The organism is Bradyrhizobium sp. USDA 4449, from assembly GCF_054056275.1.
Window position 1 is genome coordinate 3,541,723 of sequence record NZ_JBSRYD010000001.1, and the last position, 16,598, is coordinate 3,558,320.

Genomic DNA, 16,598 nt, shown 5'->3' on the forward strand with positions numbered 1-16,598 from the left:
ACCCAGTCCGTCGAGTGGACGGCAAAACCGTCCACGCCAAAATCATTCGATTTCGGTGTGGCCCACCCTTCGAGCCCGGCCGGTTGAAAAAAGCGCATGCAGCGTCGTTCGAATTTGAATTTGTCCCTAACAAGCAAATGCTGCCGTAACGCGATCTCCTCCTTCGGCATTACGAAACGGGTGGGTTCATCGGCTGCTCTCTCAGTGCTGCTGCCCCTGAACTCGGAGGATTGCAAAAGACAGCCGAGGGCTCGGTACGATTAAGGCGGGTTCGAAATATCGAATTGGCAACCCCGCCAAGGTCAACTTCAGGTACAGGCTTCAGTCTCACGCGGTCGGGGGTGATGAGGATGGGGACGAGAGCGTTCTGGCTGACGATTTGCCCGCCGTAGACCTGGCTGTAGATGATACGGAAGAGGCCGAAGTGCCGCCGTCGACCGATGTTCCGGCCGACAAGCTCCCGGCGATGTCGCGCGCCATGGAAAACTGCCCCCTCATATTGCCTCAGATGACAATGTTACCGAAGCGCACCCTGGTGTTTTTCTGGATCGGCTGCCGCGAGTCGGAGCAAGCTGCTCGCGAAGCGCGCCCTACAGAGCGCCGTAGCGAGCGAGCGGCTTGCGGTGCTTCGGCGAAAGAACCTGTCAGGATTTAAATACTAAGGCACGAAGCTTGGCCCGATAGTGTGATCTCTGTGCTGCTGATGAGCTGTCGAGCGGCCTTTGATCGCCAATTCTTGACCAATCGCTGCACCGTGCGCCGCTGATGGCCGCTGAACCGACCGGGCGCATGCGCTTCCAGCCGGGAGAGAAGATCGACCGCGGACAAGTGCGGAGCCGCGGCGAGCCATTCCTCGATGATGGGAATGTAGGGGTCGAGCATCGATGGCCGACGTGGCACAGGCTTGCGCCGCACATAGCGACGACGATGAATGCCCCGCTGCTCACCCTGTTTCCAACCGTCGCCGAGCTCTCGGGCAAAGGCCGCTAAGTCGCTATGCCCCTGCGCGACAGTCATCGCTGGCTTTCCAGCCCGTTGATCGACGCGCTTACCCAGCTCATTCTGAGCGTCCCGCATTTGTGCCAGCAATGCCACCGGATCAAGCGTCCGGTAAATCTCCCGCAGCCGACCTTTGAATGCCTCATTGAGCCTCGGGTGGACCAATGCTCTTTCGTACGGCGTAGCGGGAGGAAGATAGCGCTTGATCATCTTGGCACCTTCGCGGTGCTTCTCCTTCAGCTTAAACGAGGGCTGGAAGAAATTGATGTGCAGCCGTGCCGCAGCAAACAGGCGAGCTAATGAGCGAGCGGCATCAATGCCTTCAAACCGCCCGTAGCCCACCAGGCGGCGAACGATAGCTCCGTTCTTTTGTTCAACGAATGCCTGATCGTTCTTCTTGTAGGCCCTGGAACGAGTGACTTCGACATCGTGAGAACGGCACCACGACACGACCGTGTCGTTCATGAAGGCGCTGTCGTTATCAAAATCTAGCCCCCGAATGGGCCAGGGAAATAGGTTCTGCGCCCGCTCGAGAGCTTCGATCACAAGAGCTGCTTCACGCACGACGAGCGGAAAGCATTCGGTCCACCCCGTTGCGATATCCACCATTGTTAGCGTCTGAATGAACGCGCCAGATACGGACATGCCGCCGTGCGCAACCAGATCCGCTTCGCAGTACCCCGGCGGAGGTGATCCCCAGTCATTGAATGTACGCACCGGGACTTGCCGCCGTACGGCACTAGAAAAGCCCGCCCGCCGTCGGCGCCCTCCGGCTGCTGCGATCTTTACGTCGCTCAGCAGGCGATCGATCGTCGCCGCGCTCACCTTCAAAACCTTCGACCTCTCATCGGCAGAAAGCTTCAATCTGCCGTGCCGTTCAAGTGCCGGAAGCAAAAACGGGATCATCGCGACGAGCCGCTTACTGCAGAGCCGGTCAGAGGCGTCCCAGAGCACAATCAGTGCAACGCGAATGGAAGCTCCGTAACTGCGGCCCCGTCGCCGCGGCACGGCCGATCCCGATGCCCCGTCCACCGACAGTGCTCGGATCGCGTGCTTACGATGCCATCCCGTAAGGGCACACAGCTCGTCCAGGATCCGTGCCTTCTCGAGCCGTCCGCTCGCCCGATAACGCTCCACCAGCGCTGATGTGATCTCGCGCTTTGCGCGCATGCTGATCTTCCCTGCCATACCCGCCACCGAACTGATTCGGCAGCTCCGCCCCAGACACGACAGGAAAGTTGTCCGGTAACATTTTTAGTGAGGCAATGCGCCCCTCGGCGTCATGAGGAATTGCCCCCTCCTTGGATAGCCGAGGAGAGAGTGAATGAAAGAGGAACGAATCGCGGAAAGCTCGTCGTGGATTGATCCACGGGGGCAGGTGATGAAGACGCCGGATGACGTGGCGGAGATGTTGCGCCTGAGGGCGTGCGGGTGGGGTCTGAAGCGGATTGCGCGGCAGCTGGGCTGCAGTCATCACACGGTGAAGGACTACGTGGCGGCGGGCGGGGTGAAGCCGTTCAAGTCGCCTGAGCGGCCGAAGCGTCTCGACGGCCTTGAGGGTTGGCTGCGCGAGAGGCTCATTCGGCATCGCGGCAATGCCGACGTGGTGCGCCAGGACTTGTTGGCCGAGCAAGGCGTGGCAGTCAGCCGGCGGACGCTGCAACGCGCCGTGCAGCCCTATCGTCAGGCGCTGAAGGCGGAGGCGTTGGCGACGACGCGGTTCGAGACGCCGCCAGGCCGGCAGCTGCAGATCGACTTCGGCGAGCGTCTGGTCGAGATCGGAGGGGCGAGAGTCAAGGCATTCGTGTTCGTGGCAACGCTTGGGCATTCGCGGCGGCTGCATGTGCGTGCGTTCCGGGCCGAGAGGCAAGAGCATTGGTTCGCCGGCTCGAGAGCACATTCACGACCTTCAGCGGTGTGCCGGAGGAAGTGCTGATGGATAATCCCCGGGCGCTTGTCGTGCGCCACGACGCCGTGAGCCGGTCGGTCCAATTTAACGACAAGCTCATCGCGTTCGCGAAGCATTGGGGCTTCCGTCCTCGCGCCTGCGCGCCGTATCGGGCGCGGACGAAGGGCAAGACGGAGAATGGCGTCGGTTACGTGAAGAAGAACGCGATCGCGGGGCATTCCTTCGCGAGCTGGGAGGCATTCGAGGCGCATCTGGCCGGATGGGAGCGTGAGGTGGCGAACGTGCGTATCCACGGCACGACCGGGGAGGCGCCGATTGCTCGCTTTGCGCGTGACGAGGCACATCGGTTGAAGCCGCTTAGCGGGCAACCGTCGTTCGGATCGTTGCGTGAACTGACCCGCGTCGTCGGGCACGATTGCGCCGTCGAGATCGACACGAACAGCTACTCAGTGCCGTGGCGCCTGATTGGCGAGCCCGTGGCGGTAACGATCGCGGCCGGGGAAGTGCGGATCCGCCATGGATTGCACCAAGTTGCGATCCACAAGCAATCGGATGGACGCCGGCTGCGGATCATCGACACCGCTCATCTCGATGGTGTTGCTGGTCGCAATGGCGCGGTCCGCCGGGCTGAGATCGCGGCGGCGGTGCTGGCGCCGTCCTCACCCCCCTCGTTGTTGCGCCCTCTTGCCGAATACGAAGCCGTGGTCGGAGGAAGCTTCTGATGGCACGGGCAAAGAAGATAATGGAAGCAACGGCCGATCCGCTCGATGCCATGCTGGCGCGACTGCAGCTCTCCGGTATCCGCGATCAGCTCGACACCCTGCTCGACGAGGCGGCGCGCGCGAACCTGTCGGCGCGTGAGACGCTGATCCTGCTGTGCGAGCGCGAGATCGCACGCAAGGACCATCGCCGCATAGAGATGGCGCTGAAGCTCGCACACTTCCCGGCGGTGAAGGAGCTTGCTGGCTTCGACTTCGAGGCGCAGCCGTCAATCGATCCAAAGCAGATCCGTGATCTTGCCGCATCACGTTGGATAGCCAACGGAGAAAACGTGCTGCTGCTCGGGCCGCCAGGCGTAGGTAAGACGCACTTGTCGATCGCGCTCGGGCGAGAGGCGATCCTGGCCGGATACACGGTGCAGTTCACCACGGCGACGACGCTGGTCGCTGGCCTTGCCAAGGCGCACGGCGAGCGACGCCTGGACGAGAAACTTCTCGCGCTGTCGAAGCCAAAGCTGCTCATCGTCGACGAACTCGGCTACTTGCCTCTTGAACCTGACGCGGCCCATCTGTTCTTCCAACTGGTCAGCCGGCGATACGAAACTGGCGCGATGCTGATCACGTCGAACCGCAGCGTTGCCGAATGGGGTACGGTGTTCGCCGATCCCGTGGTCGCCACCGCGATCCTTGACCGGCTCCTGCATCACAGCCACGTGCTGACGATCCGCGGCGACAGCTACCGACTTCGCGCCAAGCGCAAAAGCGGCCTCATCAAGACGCCGACCGCCGGTGACGGCCCTCCGGTCGGCTCCGCCTCCCTCCGGCCCGTCACCGGCGGAAACAACCTTCAACCGAGATCATAATCCGATGGTGGGGGCAGTTCTTCGTGACGCAAAGGGGGCAGTTCCGGAAGGCGTTTGACAGGCGACGTTGCGCGGTATTCACGGAGCGTGCTGAAGCCATTGCGTCTGATACGGGCGAGAAGGCCGGGGAGATCAGTTTGTTAAAAAAACGATGGTGCTCGACACGCTGAATGTAGATCGCAAGCGTCGGGTGCAGGCGTGATTAAAGACCTCACGGTCGCCGCGCGGCTGTTAGCTAAGCTGGTCGAAGCGGGTGAGGTCGCTAAGCCGGGAGACAACAGGCTGACAGAATATCGCCTGGCGAGGTGACAGACAGAGCCATGCCCGCATCCTCAGGAACAGTCGGACCAATCGACATCAAGCTCATCATCGTAGCGCATGCCGACAATGCCCCGATGGAGAGCTTCTTCCACACTCTCAGGACCGAGCGCGTCCATCATCGCCAGTACCAGACCCGCACAGAGGCCCAGCATGATATCCTCGCCTTCATCGAGGGTTTCTACAATCGAACCAGGCTCCATTCCGCCATCGGATATATCCCTCCGATCCAGATGGAGCTAAAGCTGCTTAATCCCGTCCACTTTTTCGGGGGAAGATCATTCCCTGGGTCGCTGCCATCATTCCGATGCTACTCTGGGCTCCACGCTCTCCGAGTAGACCCTAAACAAAATACTTAGCTAGTTCCGAAGCGGACCATGATAGCCATCCTGTATGGCACCGAGTATTCAGTTTGCATTGTGCTGCTCAGTGACGTTACTGCCGCTGAGTCCTGCACTCGCATTGGCAGATCATGAGAGCTTTCATGTATCACCTGCAACACGGGTCTCAAAGCCGATCTCGGCCTCACCACGGGATTGCAGCGCGGGCGACGAAGCGGACCACTCCAATCGGCTTGTTATGTCCTTAAGGGCTGGCGCGCTGTAAACAAAGCGCTCGTCATACCGCAGATACAAGGTCTTAAAGAACTCTTCAATCCGGAGGGAGCTGCCTGTTGGCGGAAACTCCGGCAGAAGACCGCCGACGTTTCCATGCAGCATGTCAATCATCGCGAGTGAAACAGCTTCGTATCGGCTTACATCGTCACGAATGCCGCGACGGCCGGTCAGTTCGCGCAGAGCGGCGTGAAAGCGGATTATGCCCTCAACTGGTTCTCCACCTACCCGAATTGCGATGTCATTCGCAGCAAGTTGACGCGCGGCCGGAAGACCTTCCAGAAGGGTCTTCGCAATTGCTTCCTCTTCCAATCTGTTCGCGCGGATTACGAAAAGATAGCCAAAGACAAGGGCTGGGTAAGTGATGTGGAGGTTGGTGCATTCACCAATGGTTTCCTCCATGCGGTTCGTGAGATTGCGAAAGGCGCCGGTCATGCCCTTGCAGGAGACGGCCAGCACTGGCCCGATCCCACTCTTTTCAACGACCACATCGACATTTTTGGTTTTCAAGCCGCCCAGGATTGTCGCTTCGCCGCCTTGAGCTGCGCTCGCATCGTACTCCAAAAGGAATTCGTCACGTTTTTTACGTACAACGAACGGAGGACGTGGGGTTATTTCCTCTGGACGGAAGCCTCCTTCAAGTACAAGGCGGCATGCCACGTACCAATGCAGCGGCTTTATGTGCTGTTGGCTTTGTGTTGGTCCAGAATACGTCGCGAAGTGGGTCAGCGCCTCGGCTTCGTTCTTCCACTGACACACTCGAACATCAGCATCAGTCATCTCACTGGACGGCGTCATAGTGCCTCCAGCGCTGCATCCTCTCAACCGCTTCGGCAATTACTGCGGAGGATAATAACTTTGCCTGATTGGGAGCTGACACCACAATCTGGGCTGCTTCACGCGGCTCCAACTTTAGCATTCCTCCGCCGAGAGGGTGACCTTCGAATTCGCAACTCAACTGGGTAAACGGCGTATTCCAAGTTTCGACAATGGTGGCCATGGCCGCTTTGTCTCGAACCCGGACGGCGTGCAGAGAATTGGTGCAGGTGCAGCCGGCGGCATTGCGAACGAGGCTGGCCGCACGACCCGACATGTAGCTGAGAAAGAAATCTGGGATCTGGACATCCGGTACCGCGAACCACGGGTCGCGGACACGGCATTTGTATGCTTCCCGCGCTTCGTGGCCCGCATCTGTGTCCAAGTAGCGCCGAACCGATGTCGGGAGCTTCTGGTCCTTTGAAAGCCGGAGCAGCAGCATCGGCTCATCTTGCTGCTCCCACTTTCGCACAACGGCTCGCGTCAAAGTGCCTTCAGGCAAAGCGCGGCCGTTCCGCACCGACGGATGTAGGAGGTCAGATGGAATTTGATGCCGCTCAGCCTCTGATGGTCTCAGGTGAAAGAAATCGTTTGCACCGCTCACATAGCCAATACCAACCGAAGCGACATCACCCATACGGCGCGAGCGAGGATCAAACGCAATTTCCTCATAAAGTGATCTTGCGTCAGCGTGGGCAAGGAACGGCCGCAACCGCCGGTTCCACTTGGTGCGCCATTCGGAAACAGATACACGGATCGCATTTCGAGGCGGTCTGCTGTTTGGCCTGAACTGCTCGACTGCCGAGAACAGAATTGAGGCTGTGCTCCCACCGAAGCCGTCTGCATAGAGCAGCCAACAATCCTCCGACAAATCCGGAAAGAGCTTGCCCTTTACCGCGACCACGTGAACGTGACGGAAGTTGCCGATTAGATATTCCAGCAAGGGCGCGGCGTATGGAGCATGTCCGATCTCGGCGGGGACGACGAAAGCCATTTTCCCATTCTCTTTGAGAAGGCTCGCCGTTGCGACTAAGAAGGGCGCCCAGGAGGAGGTGAGCCCCGAGAAGTTGGCGCCTAGACGCTTGCAGAGTTCAAGCGCTCGTTCGCGAGCGGCGCCTTTAAACGTCTGGTACCGAATGAAAGGCGGATTACCGGCCGCGCACTCAAATCGCTCACTGGTGTTAGCAGCCCAGGCGAATAGGTCACCCTCGTGCACCAGCGCCCACGGCGCGCGCGAGATCGCGGTGCCAATGGCAGCAGGGTCCTGCTCGATGCCCACTGAGTTGCGGTGACCCGCAATAAATCGGCCGTCACCACAAGAGGGGTCAAGAAGCCGATCCGACTGGTCGCGAACGGCCCAATTGAGCAAAGTCGCGACGACTGCCTCGGGAGTGTAGTATGCTCCCGAGATCTTTCTATGCTGCGCGTTCACCTGCTACGCCTCCGGCACCCACGAAACCGACTTTAGGTGATTCGCGAATGCGACCGAACAGGGAGGAGGCCGGGTAGGGCGTGCAATCTGCCGCGTGGCTGCCCCTGGCGAGGGGCGACTAGACCACTTTTGGGTGGCCAAGTGACATCGGCTTGCAGAAATCTGTGGATAACAGGATTGACTTGATGGATTTCCAGGATCTTTAATCGCGCCTAACGCAGGGGACATTGTGTCCGCAAAAAGCCGCCCTTAGCGGGCGGCTTTTTGTTTGGCAGTCACGTAGCCGTGCGGCATCGGCATCGCCCGCTGGGCCCCCCCCCACCACCTAATCCGGCCACCACGAACTCGCCGCTGTTAGCGGCGGGTCGCGACACCGTTTTGGCACGTAGGACACAACTCAATGTAGCGCCTGACGCTAGCCCAAATTCAGCTCGTCACCGACATCGGCGAGGAGGCCCTCAAATCGATGCGCGTCCCGGCCGGATCGCACTTGCCTTCGGCCGCCGTGACGCATTTGCGTCCTCTTGGTATCTGCCGGTCGATGCCCTCGCTATGACGCTCAGCACCACGCTGGCGAGCGCGTGTTCAGCGACACTCTGCTCACGGTGGTAGGCGCGGCCGAAGGGGAGCTCTCGACCGACGCGCTGTTCGCGATCGTTCACCTCATTCGCGAGACTGATGACACGCGTGCTCACCTCGCATGGGGCGCCCGCGAAGCGACACCGGAAGCGATCGCAGCAACTGCTGCGCGGTCGCGAGCAAACCAGGGTTACGTTGCGGACGAGATCAATATCGTGAACGTCTCGCATTTGATCCGCACCGTCCGCATCAAGGCCGCGCGGAATAGGATCGATCTCTTTCTGCCGGCGCCAGACAGCATCGAGTTCGCCGAGATGATGCAGCCCTATGCGACGTTGGAGGGTGGCATCGTGACGCAGGAAGTGATGATGAGGCGCGACCGCGCCGCGCAGCACATCGGCGCCCAGGTGCGGGCTCTCGCAGTCGGGCGGGGTGCTGTTGGCCGTGAGGCGCGGCCGGCGGCAGCTTAAGCATTCGAAATGCAGCGGCCAGGATCGACTGTGCCTCTAACTCACTGCATCAGCCCAGACAAAACCCCCGCAGCGGCTGGCACTAATGCGGGGCGAAATGTTGCGCGTAAACAACCACAGGCCCTTTAGAAAGCAATGATTGCTAAGTCTTCTCTAGGCGAAGTCGCGACTGATCGCAACGCTCGTCGCCAATATCTCGCCGAATGGCTCGCCCAGCACGTTAGGCGACTACCAATGAGCGCGTGCGCGACCGCTGCTCTCAAATATGCGCGATGGGCTTCGAGGTTTTTCCCGCACCACCTGGGACGAAACAGTCTTACAAATCGGCTGAGCACAGCAACGGTAGGCAATGGAGCAAGACATCCGACCCCGAGGAAATCGGCCGCGATTTCCGCAGATGGCCCGAGGCCGATGTCGCTGTCGTCACTGGCACAGTGTCCGGCATCTTCGTCGTTGAAGCCGACGCCGTCCAAGGTCACGGCGTTGATGGTCTCGCCTCGATGGCTGCGCTCGAAGCCCAGCATGGACCGTGGCCCGAGACATTGATAGCGGTCAGCCCCAGCGGTTCGATCCATCGTTACTTCGCCCGCCCCGGCGCCGACTTCAAGGTCTGGAGCCGTAGCGGCAAGCTCGCGCCGGATGTGGATATCAAGCGCGACGGCGGCATGGTGACCGCGCCGCCCAGCGTCAAGCCGGCGTTGGTGAGTATCGCTAGCTGAAGATAAGCCCATCGCAAATGCGCCGGCTCGGCTGATCGAAACCGCCACCACGACAAGGCGTCGCAGAAATACGGACAAGGAATTCGTCATCGAGCGCGCCGTCTGGTGAGCAGGCGCATACAGAAGCGAACGATCCATTCGCAGCATACAGCGAGCAGGCCGTGGCGTGTGCCAGCGCCGATCTGGACCTCGATTAGGTCTAGGCGGCGTTGATGGTGATCCCGAACGACGCCAGCGTCCCTCTATGCCGCGACCAGCGGCTCTGCTGCTGGGTTCGCGATGTTCGGCAGGTGGTCGCAGAAATATCCCGACTATGATGCCGACGACACCAAACCAAATGGGAAGCTCTGAAAAAACGCCCGCCGACTGGCATCGGCGTGGGCTCCATCTTCTATCGTGCAATCAGGCGTCGCCGAGCTGGCGAGATGACTACCGCTCATCGCCTATCGGACGCTTTTCGACCGGCCACCGAGGATGCGAATGAGGCCTGCAACGTCGTTGCAGTCGCCGACCCAATCGACATCTTATGCAGCACAGCCGTTGCGCGGCTCGCTCGCCAGCGTGCGTAGGCCATGCGGGCCAACATGGTGAGCGCATGAGCATCGGCAAGAAATTGCAGGCTGCGTTGATGCGGATGCCTGATGGTCGCGTGACGCGGCAGCCCTGATCGATGCGGGCGATCTGAACATCAGCTACTCCGATGCGACCAAGCTCGAATATGCGCGCAAGGTCCGAATTGCGGCCGGACACGAGCCCCTGGTTTCCGTGTCGGGCCGCTTGGCGAGATCGAAATGCGCACAGGTCGAGGTGCGCGTTCTGATTGCGCGCGCGATCAACGAAGCGTTGAAAGAGCTTCGACCGAAACGGCGCGATGACTAACAGCGCGTCAGCTCTCGCGGCCGAATTAGAGGCGGTCGCCGCGCGTGTGCGCCAGATGGACGCTGGCGGCGATGCCATCGATCAGCTTGCAACGCTCGAACTCCTGCGCCGCGACGATCCCGCGTTTGTCAGCGGACGGGACACATCGACACTCGCGCGATGGGCGGCGGCGGCCGAGGACGAAGGCGCGCCCATCGCCATCCATCGAAAAACGAGTATTTGAGGCTCATACGCATATATGGATGACCGCAGTTCGTACAGATATGCGAGATCAAGCGGAGCAAAAGCCGTCAGATGAACGCATCGCCCGGATGAAGCGCGATCACAATGCCGATCTAGCCATTGACCTGGGAGGAAGCCCCGGGAGCCGGCCAACGCATTGCGCGCATGACAAACTTTCGTTACCAATTCTTGTGACCATTCTCGGTTGCAGATTTGGTCTCCAGAGTCTCGTCGGCCCAGAAGAGAGAATGGCTTCGTTCACTGAAGAGTGGCCTTGACAATCTCCGAGACGATCAGAGCTCTGCCTGGTAAACACCGGCGCGCTGAGACAACGATTCGGCGTAAGGACGACCTAGGAGTGACCGGGCCGGAAGCTGCTCTAATACGCAAAGGCCGCTTCATAGGATAAGGCCGTGCTCATTGAGCACTTTGTCTCTTAGAGCGCCCTTGATCTCACGGGCGAGTTCCCTACGAATTGCGGCACCCAACTCTCGCTTAGCATCGTCAACGAGGTCAGCTTCAGCCTCGGTCAACCCTTGGGCGGCGAGCTGTTGCTGCAGCCGGCTGTTGAACTCGGTTTCCATTGAAGCCATAAGCTCATCGTGTGCCGCGGCGTGGTCTTGGGGTGCGATGTGACTGACGACGTCGTCCCAAGGTTTCCAGTCCACCGCCAAATAGTCGGCGAATTCCGCCGCCTCCCTGTTTCGCACGGATGTCTCTGCGCTATCAACGTCAGCGTCGGTGACGCCCGAAACCTCAAAGAAACGCATGTTCGGGGCGACGTGTTGCAGCCCCAGCCGCTCGCGGAGCTTATTTTGATAAGCAAGAAAGACCTCAATGGGGTCGATGTCTTCGACGTTGTTGCCCGAGCTTAGCGAGGCAACCTTCTCGCGCGCAATCCCCTCCAGCGCGTCCAGGCGGAACATGACCCGGCCAAGATTGACGAGATCGGGAAGCCGAGCCTTCTTGTCATAAGCGCCGTTCTCGACGTCTGCGATGAGGCGTGCGGTCTGCATGCCGTTCCAGGTCAAAGTTCTGCGATCCTCGCAGCTCTCGTTGGCGTCCAGGGCTAATTGGAAGTAGCGCTTACGCAATTCCGGGTTTTGCGCCACCTGGCGCAGATCATTGGCCAGCGACTGCCGGAATTCTTCGTTGCCAGAGTTCACGGAGTCGAACAGGTTGCCAATGAAGAGCGCGTACTCTCGGGCGCCCGGCTCTTCAGCAACGCTCTGCCAAGCGGCCAGCACCTCTCGGTCACCCTCCTGTGGATTACCCCGGAGCCAGTTTGCGACCGTTTCAATGAGAGCATCGGCCTGTTCATCGTCTGTCTCGGACAATTCACTTTCATCATTGCGCGAATGGTAGACGGTCGGACCGGCATAGCCCTCGGAGCGTAAGGCAGTATCCAGATTTGAGAGCACCTGCTCGGGCAGAGGATTGTCGGTCAAAACTATGCTGCCAGAGGCGGCAAATTGCGTCAGCAGATCATCCGGTAGGCTCGTCATTTGGTTTTGGCCGACGTCGAGCAAATCCAGCGAAATAGGGAGGTGCCGCGGCAGGCGCGTCAGTTGATTTTCGCTGACGTCGAGAAACTGGAGAGTGGCTGGAAGGTCCTCCGGTAGATTCGTCAACTGATTGTGGCTGGCGCGGAGAAATTCCAACGAAGCGGGGAGCAGCTCGGGCAGTTCCTGCAACTGATTGTGGTCGAGGTAGAGAAGCTCGAGCTCAGCAGGTAGGACTCCAGGCAAGCTCCTCAGTCGGTTGAAGCTCGCGTCGAGCCCTCTGAGCTCGGTCGGAAGTTCGGGCAGGGTTGTCAGCTGATTGCCCCTAACGTCCAGACGCCGGAGCGAAGCAGGGAGGCTATCGGGCAGAGTGGTCAACCGGTTGAAGGGCACATCAAGCGCAACGATAGCGCTCGGAAGTCTTGGCAGGCTGGTAAGGCACAGCGATCCAAGATCCAGTGTACTGGTCTCACCGAGAGTATTCACTCGGCGCACTGCTTCTTCCCGATCCTCGAGCGGGCCTACCTCCGGTTCAGCAGCCCAATTCTCAAGCAACTCGCCTTCATCCTCAGCCTGGGCAGAATCTCCGGAGCTTTCTGCGCGGACTGTCGCGAGGGCGCTCCACTGCGCCGCCGCCGCTCCGTTTTCCCCACCCTCCTGTCCGGAAGATGCAGAAAGAATGCCACCGCCGCGCTGAATCTGTCCTGCCTCAAAAGGATCCATCTCACCCTCCTTACGAAACTGAGTAGACACAAGCCCGTGGTGACATGCTCTAGGACCTAAGACAGTTAGCTTTCGATAAGCTGACAGACCATCACCGCAAGTGGCACCGATGGCACGAAGCTGGCATGACCCTGAGCGCATGATTTGATCGGCCAATCCCCGACCGTAAGATATTTTCCGCTGACACGTTTCTGCGCACAAGCACGCAGTAGTGGCTCAAGTATAACGACCGCGCCGGGCGGCGGTGCCTTTCGCCAATTGCCTGCGAAGCAAGAGCGCACGCTGTCCAACGTCTGCCTCGGTCCTCTCTCGTGCCAAGACAATCGCTGCCGTGCTGGTATTCGCCGTTGGTGGCGAGCCCAACAATCTGGGTCTTTGCAGCGACACCGTCAGCTGACCGACAGGTGGGCCTGCTAAGGGCGGAGGCTTGCCAGCGTTGACGGTTCTCCGGACTTATCTGGCCGGACGAGATGGCAGACCGCGGGCAGCAGTATCGATCTATTGCCCAGGTTGGGCTCGTATCGGCCTTTGTCGAAGAGATGCTGGACGGCAGTCGCGGCCCACGCACACAGGCCTTCGAATCATCATTTGCTCTGCCGACTTAGCTGCTTCGCGGCCTCGGGAAGCGGAGGTGTACTTTAGCTCTGACGATGGAGAGATTGATGGACACAGGACACGCACAGCGGAGCGGGGCTTCCTCCCGGGACGCATTTGAAGAGGTGGAGCAGGAAAGCTACCTCGGCGGCTTCAATCGTGCCGTCGCGAATTTGGTCGAATCCTTGACAGGGTATCGGACCCCAGCCTGCGCGCGCGCACAGATCCTGGACAATTGGGTTGCCGAAGAAGGGCAGGGCGAAGCCGAGAATAGGCGACAGGGGCGCAGGCGAATCAGGAATTCGGATAATACAGGCTCGCGCTCGCTGGATTTGTCCTCGCTTACGCTGACCGCTCTACCCGCCGCCCTTCCGCCCAGGCTGCGGGAACTGCGCGCCAGACACAACGAGCTAAGCAGCCTGCCCGCCATGTTCCCACCCGGTCTCCAGCATCTTCTCATTAGCCATAATCGCTTGACCAGTTTGCCGGACAATCTTCCGGCGACCCTCTCTGAGCTGGAGGTTGCTGACAACGCCTTGACCAGTCTGCCTGCAAACCTTCCGGCCGGGCTCCAGATCCTGAACGCGAACGACAACCGGCTCACTAGCCTGCCGGACGCTCTTCCGAGCGGGCTCACATCGCTTGCGGTCAGTAGCAATCAGCTGACCGAGCTGCCCGACTCCCTCCCTTCGTGGCTCATTGAAATCAATGTCAGCGGCAATCAATTGACCAACCTGCCCGACCCACTTCCGAGCACGCTCCAATCACTCAATGTCAGCGGTAACCGGCTAACCAGCCTGCCCGAAGGTCTTTTAGATGCTCTTGTGCCGAATAATAGCCTCTACTACCCGCATCTTGAGAGCTTCGAGCTCGCCGATAACGCGCTGCCTGACCACGTCCTCGCTCATCTTGCGGCGGCTGAAGGGCCTCCGCAGCTTGCGCAGCAATCCCTGCATGAGGCTGCCGCACACTGGCTCACAGACGACCCGGCCGCGCTGGCCGAATGGCAGAACTTTGCCGATGAGCCGGGCGCCCAGGACTATGCCCAGTTCCTAGATCGGCTACGAGGCACTGTGAACTACGGCAATGACCAGTTTCGGCAGGCAGTGGCTGACAATCTGCGGCAAGCGGCCGCCAATTCGACATTGCGCGAGCAGTTCTTTGGGCAGGCTTCCGAGGCGAACACGAGCTGCGAGGATCGCGTCACCCTGCACTGGAATGGTATGCAGACCGCCCGCATCAACGCCGAGGTCAAGGACGGGGTCTATGACGATCGGCTTCGTGATCTGATCCAGCGCGGCCGCGTCGCCTTCCGCTTGGAGGCTTTGGACGAGATCGCGCGCGCCAGGATCGACTCGCTCACCAGCGGCAACCCGAACGTAGACGAGATCGAAGTCTACCTGGCCTATCAACATCGGCTGCGCGAGCCGCTCGAGCTCAGTCATCTCGCCCCTGACATGCGCTTCCTGGAGGTCTCTCACGTCAGCGAGGGCGATGCGACGGAGGCGCTTGACCTGGTCCGGGAACGGGAGGCAAGCGAGTTCACCGACTACATGGCCAGCAGCTGGCAACCCTGGGAGACGGTGCTGGAGCGCATCGCTCCGGACGAACATGCAGCGATGGGAGACCGAGTGCTCGAAGCCATGGGCGAAGTGTTTCAAACCCGCTTGGATCAGCGACTGGCCGAGCATGATCTTCTAGGCGATCCAGATGCCGAGCGGGTGCTCGGAGCCCAAGTCCGAAACGAGATCGCTGGTGAGATCAAAGGCGAGGTCATGCACCGTGTGCTCGCAGAGCGTGGCCTCGAGCTATGAGGCTCCGTACCGCCGCAGAGAAATTTATCATTGCTCTGCGGCGGTACAAAAAGATCGATCGTGAAGCTAGCCGATCGCTCTCAAAGGTGCTTTTGCACCTTCGAAAGCGGCTGCCGTCGATCGAGGCCTTTCTGTCTTGTCGAGCGATAAAAGGTCCTGCGCGCGAGGCAACGGCATAGCTGCGTGCGGTCGAAAACCTTTGGGACGAAAACTTCGTCGGTCAAAAAGTTGTCGAGGAGAGCAAGGCAAGTAGCGGCGAATCATTAGTTACGGGCGCTACCGCAGCCGCCAGCTCGGTTTGACGAGGAAGCTAGCTGTTCGCCAGGTCTATTTGACGCGTGCTTCCCGCGAGCTCCATTTTGGCAAGCAAGCTGTGGAGTTCAAGCATGCACTGCGCTGGCAGCTTACGACCGCCAAGCCGTCGTGCAGGTGATGTCGTGCGTGCGCTCGCGCGGGTTGGTCCCAAGACTGCACAAGAAGCCTTGGGCCCCTCAGTCAAAGATTGAGCCCCATCGAAGTGAGCGAATTGAAGTGTGCCGGATGTTCATTGCCGAGTGGGCTTGGCATGCCCGTAAGCGAACTGCGCGCTGAGCAAACTGTGAACCTTTCTGATCACAAGAGGCGCTCGGCGTTGTTGCTGTGAGTCAGGACGGCCTGCACATCTTCTCGAAGAACATTTTCAGGTCGTTCTAATGGGCGCTCGCCGGCCACTGGGGCTGAACCTCCCTTTCGAAGCAGGACCTATGGAACACCAGCGAAGACAATTCGGTCTCTCAGGACGTCAGTCAAGAAAACGTGGAACACCAAGGCACGAGAGCGCTCCCAGTTGCGTCAAGCAAAGACCTTGCGAATCATCAATGCGCGCCTGCAGCAGGCTCACTGCCAAAGTTAATGCCAAGGGCGACAAGATCTCGTCACCTATGATCGACTCGAGACTGGTACCCGCTCAGGCGACCCATTGTCAGATCGGTCGTCAATTTCGTCGGCTCAAGCCGAGGGCTGGCGAAGAGGTGCGGCAAAACTGGATGGACTCCATCCTTCGTCAGGCGGCTTCGGATGCGACGCCTTTGCGTGCAGCAATATCCTGATCTCGTCAGCTGTTCGAAAGGTTGCGGCTATAACAATCGAGAATCTGACGCTTGCAGAACGAGCTGCTATTGGGCCGTAATCCACGCCGTACGATTGCTGCAGGGGTCTATGCAAACATGAGGAGAGCAGGATGGATCCGGTCGACCCATTCTTCGATTCAGGAGCCTGGATGCGCGAGTACGCCGCCCTTCAGGGGCGGGCTGGCCAGCGAGCAGGCAGCCCAAGCGTGCAGGGTGACTTTGAAGGGCGGCTGCAGGATCTGAAACTCCATCGGTCTGATGAAGGGAACTCAACTTCGCCTAATCGGTCCCCCGCAGCAGGTGGTCGAGCAGTCCGG

General features: G+C 59.9%; 9 protein-coding genes and 2 pseudogenes. 7 read left to right on the forward strand and 4 right to left on the reverse strand.

Annotation, left to right across the window (positions count from 1 at the left end; all coding sequences use genetic code 11):
• Positions 1 to 651 precede the first annotated feature (651 nt).
• Positions 652 to 2,187, reverse strand: coding sequence for a DDE-type integrase/transposase/recombinase (locus ACVIIW_RS16570; protein ID WP_456701696.1), 1,536 nt, complete (start codon positions 2,185 to 2,187; stop codon positions 652 to 654).
• 136 nt (positions 2,188 to 2,323) lie between these two features.
• On the opposite strand from ACVIIW_RS16570, the pseudogene istA reads away from it, so the two are divergent.
• The 3 genes and pseudogenes from istA to ACVIIW_RS16585 form a co-directional block, all read left to right on the forward strand.
• Positions 2,324 to 3,630: pseudogene (gene istA / locus ACVIIW_RS16575) on the forward strand (IS21 family transposase).
• Positions 3,630 to 4,490: an IS21-like element helper ATPase IstB gene (istB, locus tag ACVIIW_RS16580; RefSeq protein WP_456701697.1), complete on the forward strand. Its 861-nt coding sequence runs from the start codon at positions 3,630 to 3,632 to the stop codon at positions 4,488 to 4,490. Before istA ends, istB begins: the two are co-directional and overlap by 1 nt.
• A gap of 383 nt (positions 4,491 to 4,873) precedes the next feature.
• Positions 4,874 to 5,047, forward strand: a pseudogene (locus ACVIIW_RS16585) (IS3 family transposase); the annotation flags it as partial.
• A gap of 243 nt (positions 5,048 to 5,290) precedes the next feature.
• Here ACVIIW_RS16585 and ACVIIW_RS16590 read toward each other — a convergent pair.
• Together ACVIIW_RS16590 and ACVIIW_RS16595 are read right to left on the reverse strand one after the other, a co-directional pair.
• Entirely contained in the window at positions 5,291 to 6,220 is a 930-nt protein-coding gene (locus ACVIIW_RS16590; RefSeq protein WP_456701698.1) for a hypothetical protein, read from the reverse strand.
• A complete protein-coding gene (locus ACVIIW_RS16595) occupies positions 6,204 to 7,670 on the reverse strand; it encodes an Eco57I restriction-modification methylase domain-containing protein (protein ID WP_456701699.1) in 1,467 nt (488 codons plus the stop codon). The genes ACVIIW_RS16590 and ACVIIW_RS16595 overlap by 17 nt, the downstream gene beginning before the upstream one ends.
• A 581-nt stretch (positions 7,671 to 8,251) precedes the next feature.
• Between ACVIIW_RS16595 and ACVIIW_RS16600 the strand changes: the two genes are divergently transcribed.
• From ACVIIW_RS16600 to ACVIIW_RS16610, 3 genes are all read left to right on the forward strand, one after another.
• The gene (locus ACVIIW_RS16600; RefSeq protein ID WP_456701700.1) at positions 8,252 to 8,719 is read left to right on the forward strand and encodes a hypothetical protein; all 468 of its coding nucleotides are present in this window, start codon (positions 8,252 to 8,254) and stop codon (positions 8,717 to 8,719) included.
• A gap of 272 nt (positions 8,720 to 8,991) precedes the next feature.
• A complete protein-coding gene (locus ACVIIW_RS16605; protein WP_456701701.1) occupies positions 8,992 to 9,438 on the forward strand; it encodes a bifunctional DNA primase/polymerase in 447 nt (148 codons plus the stop codon).
• Between the two features lie 934 nt (positions 9,439 to 10,372).
• Complete coding sequence (locus ACVIIW_RS16610) at positions 10,373 to 10,540, forward strand: hypothetical protein (RefSeq protein WP_456701702.1); 168 nt, start codon at positions 10,373 to 10,375, stop codon at positions 10,538 to 10,540.
• A gap of 397 nt (positions 10,541 to 10,937) precedes the next feature.
• Here the strand turns inward: ACVIIW_RS16610 and ACVIIW_RS16615 are convergent, their stop codons facing one another.
• Positions 10,938 to 12,764, reverse strand: a complete 1,827-nt coding sequence (locus ACVIIW_RS16615; protein ID WP_456701703.1) for an NEL-type E3 ubiquitin ligase domain-containing protein — start codon at positions 12,762 to 12,764, stop codon at positions 10,938 to 10,940.
• A 662-nt stretch (positions 12,765 to 13,426) separates the two neighbouring features.
• On the opposite strand from ACVIIW_RS16615, the gene nopM reads away from it, so the two are divergent.
• Complete coding sequence (gene nopM / locus ACVIIW_RS16620) at positions 13,427 to 15,172, forward strand: T3SS effector NEL-type E3 ubiquitin ligase NopM (RefSeq protein ID WP_456701704.1); 1,746 nt, start codon at positions 13,427 to 13,429, stop codon at positions 15,170 to 15,172.
• Positions 15,173 to 16,598: the final 1,426 nt, after the last annotated feature.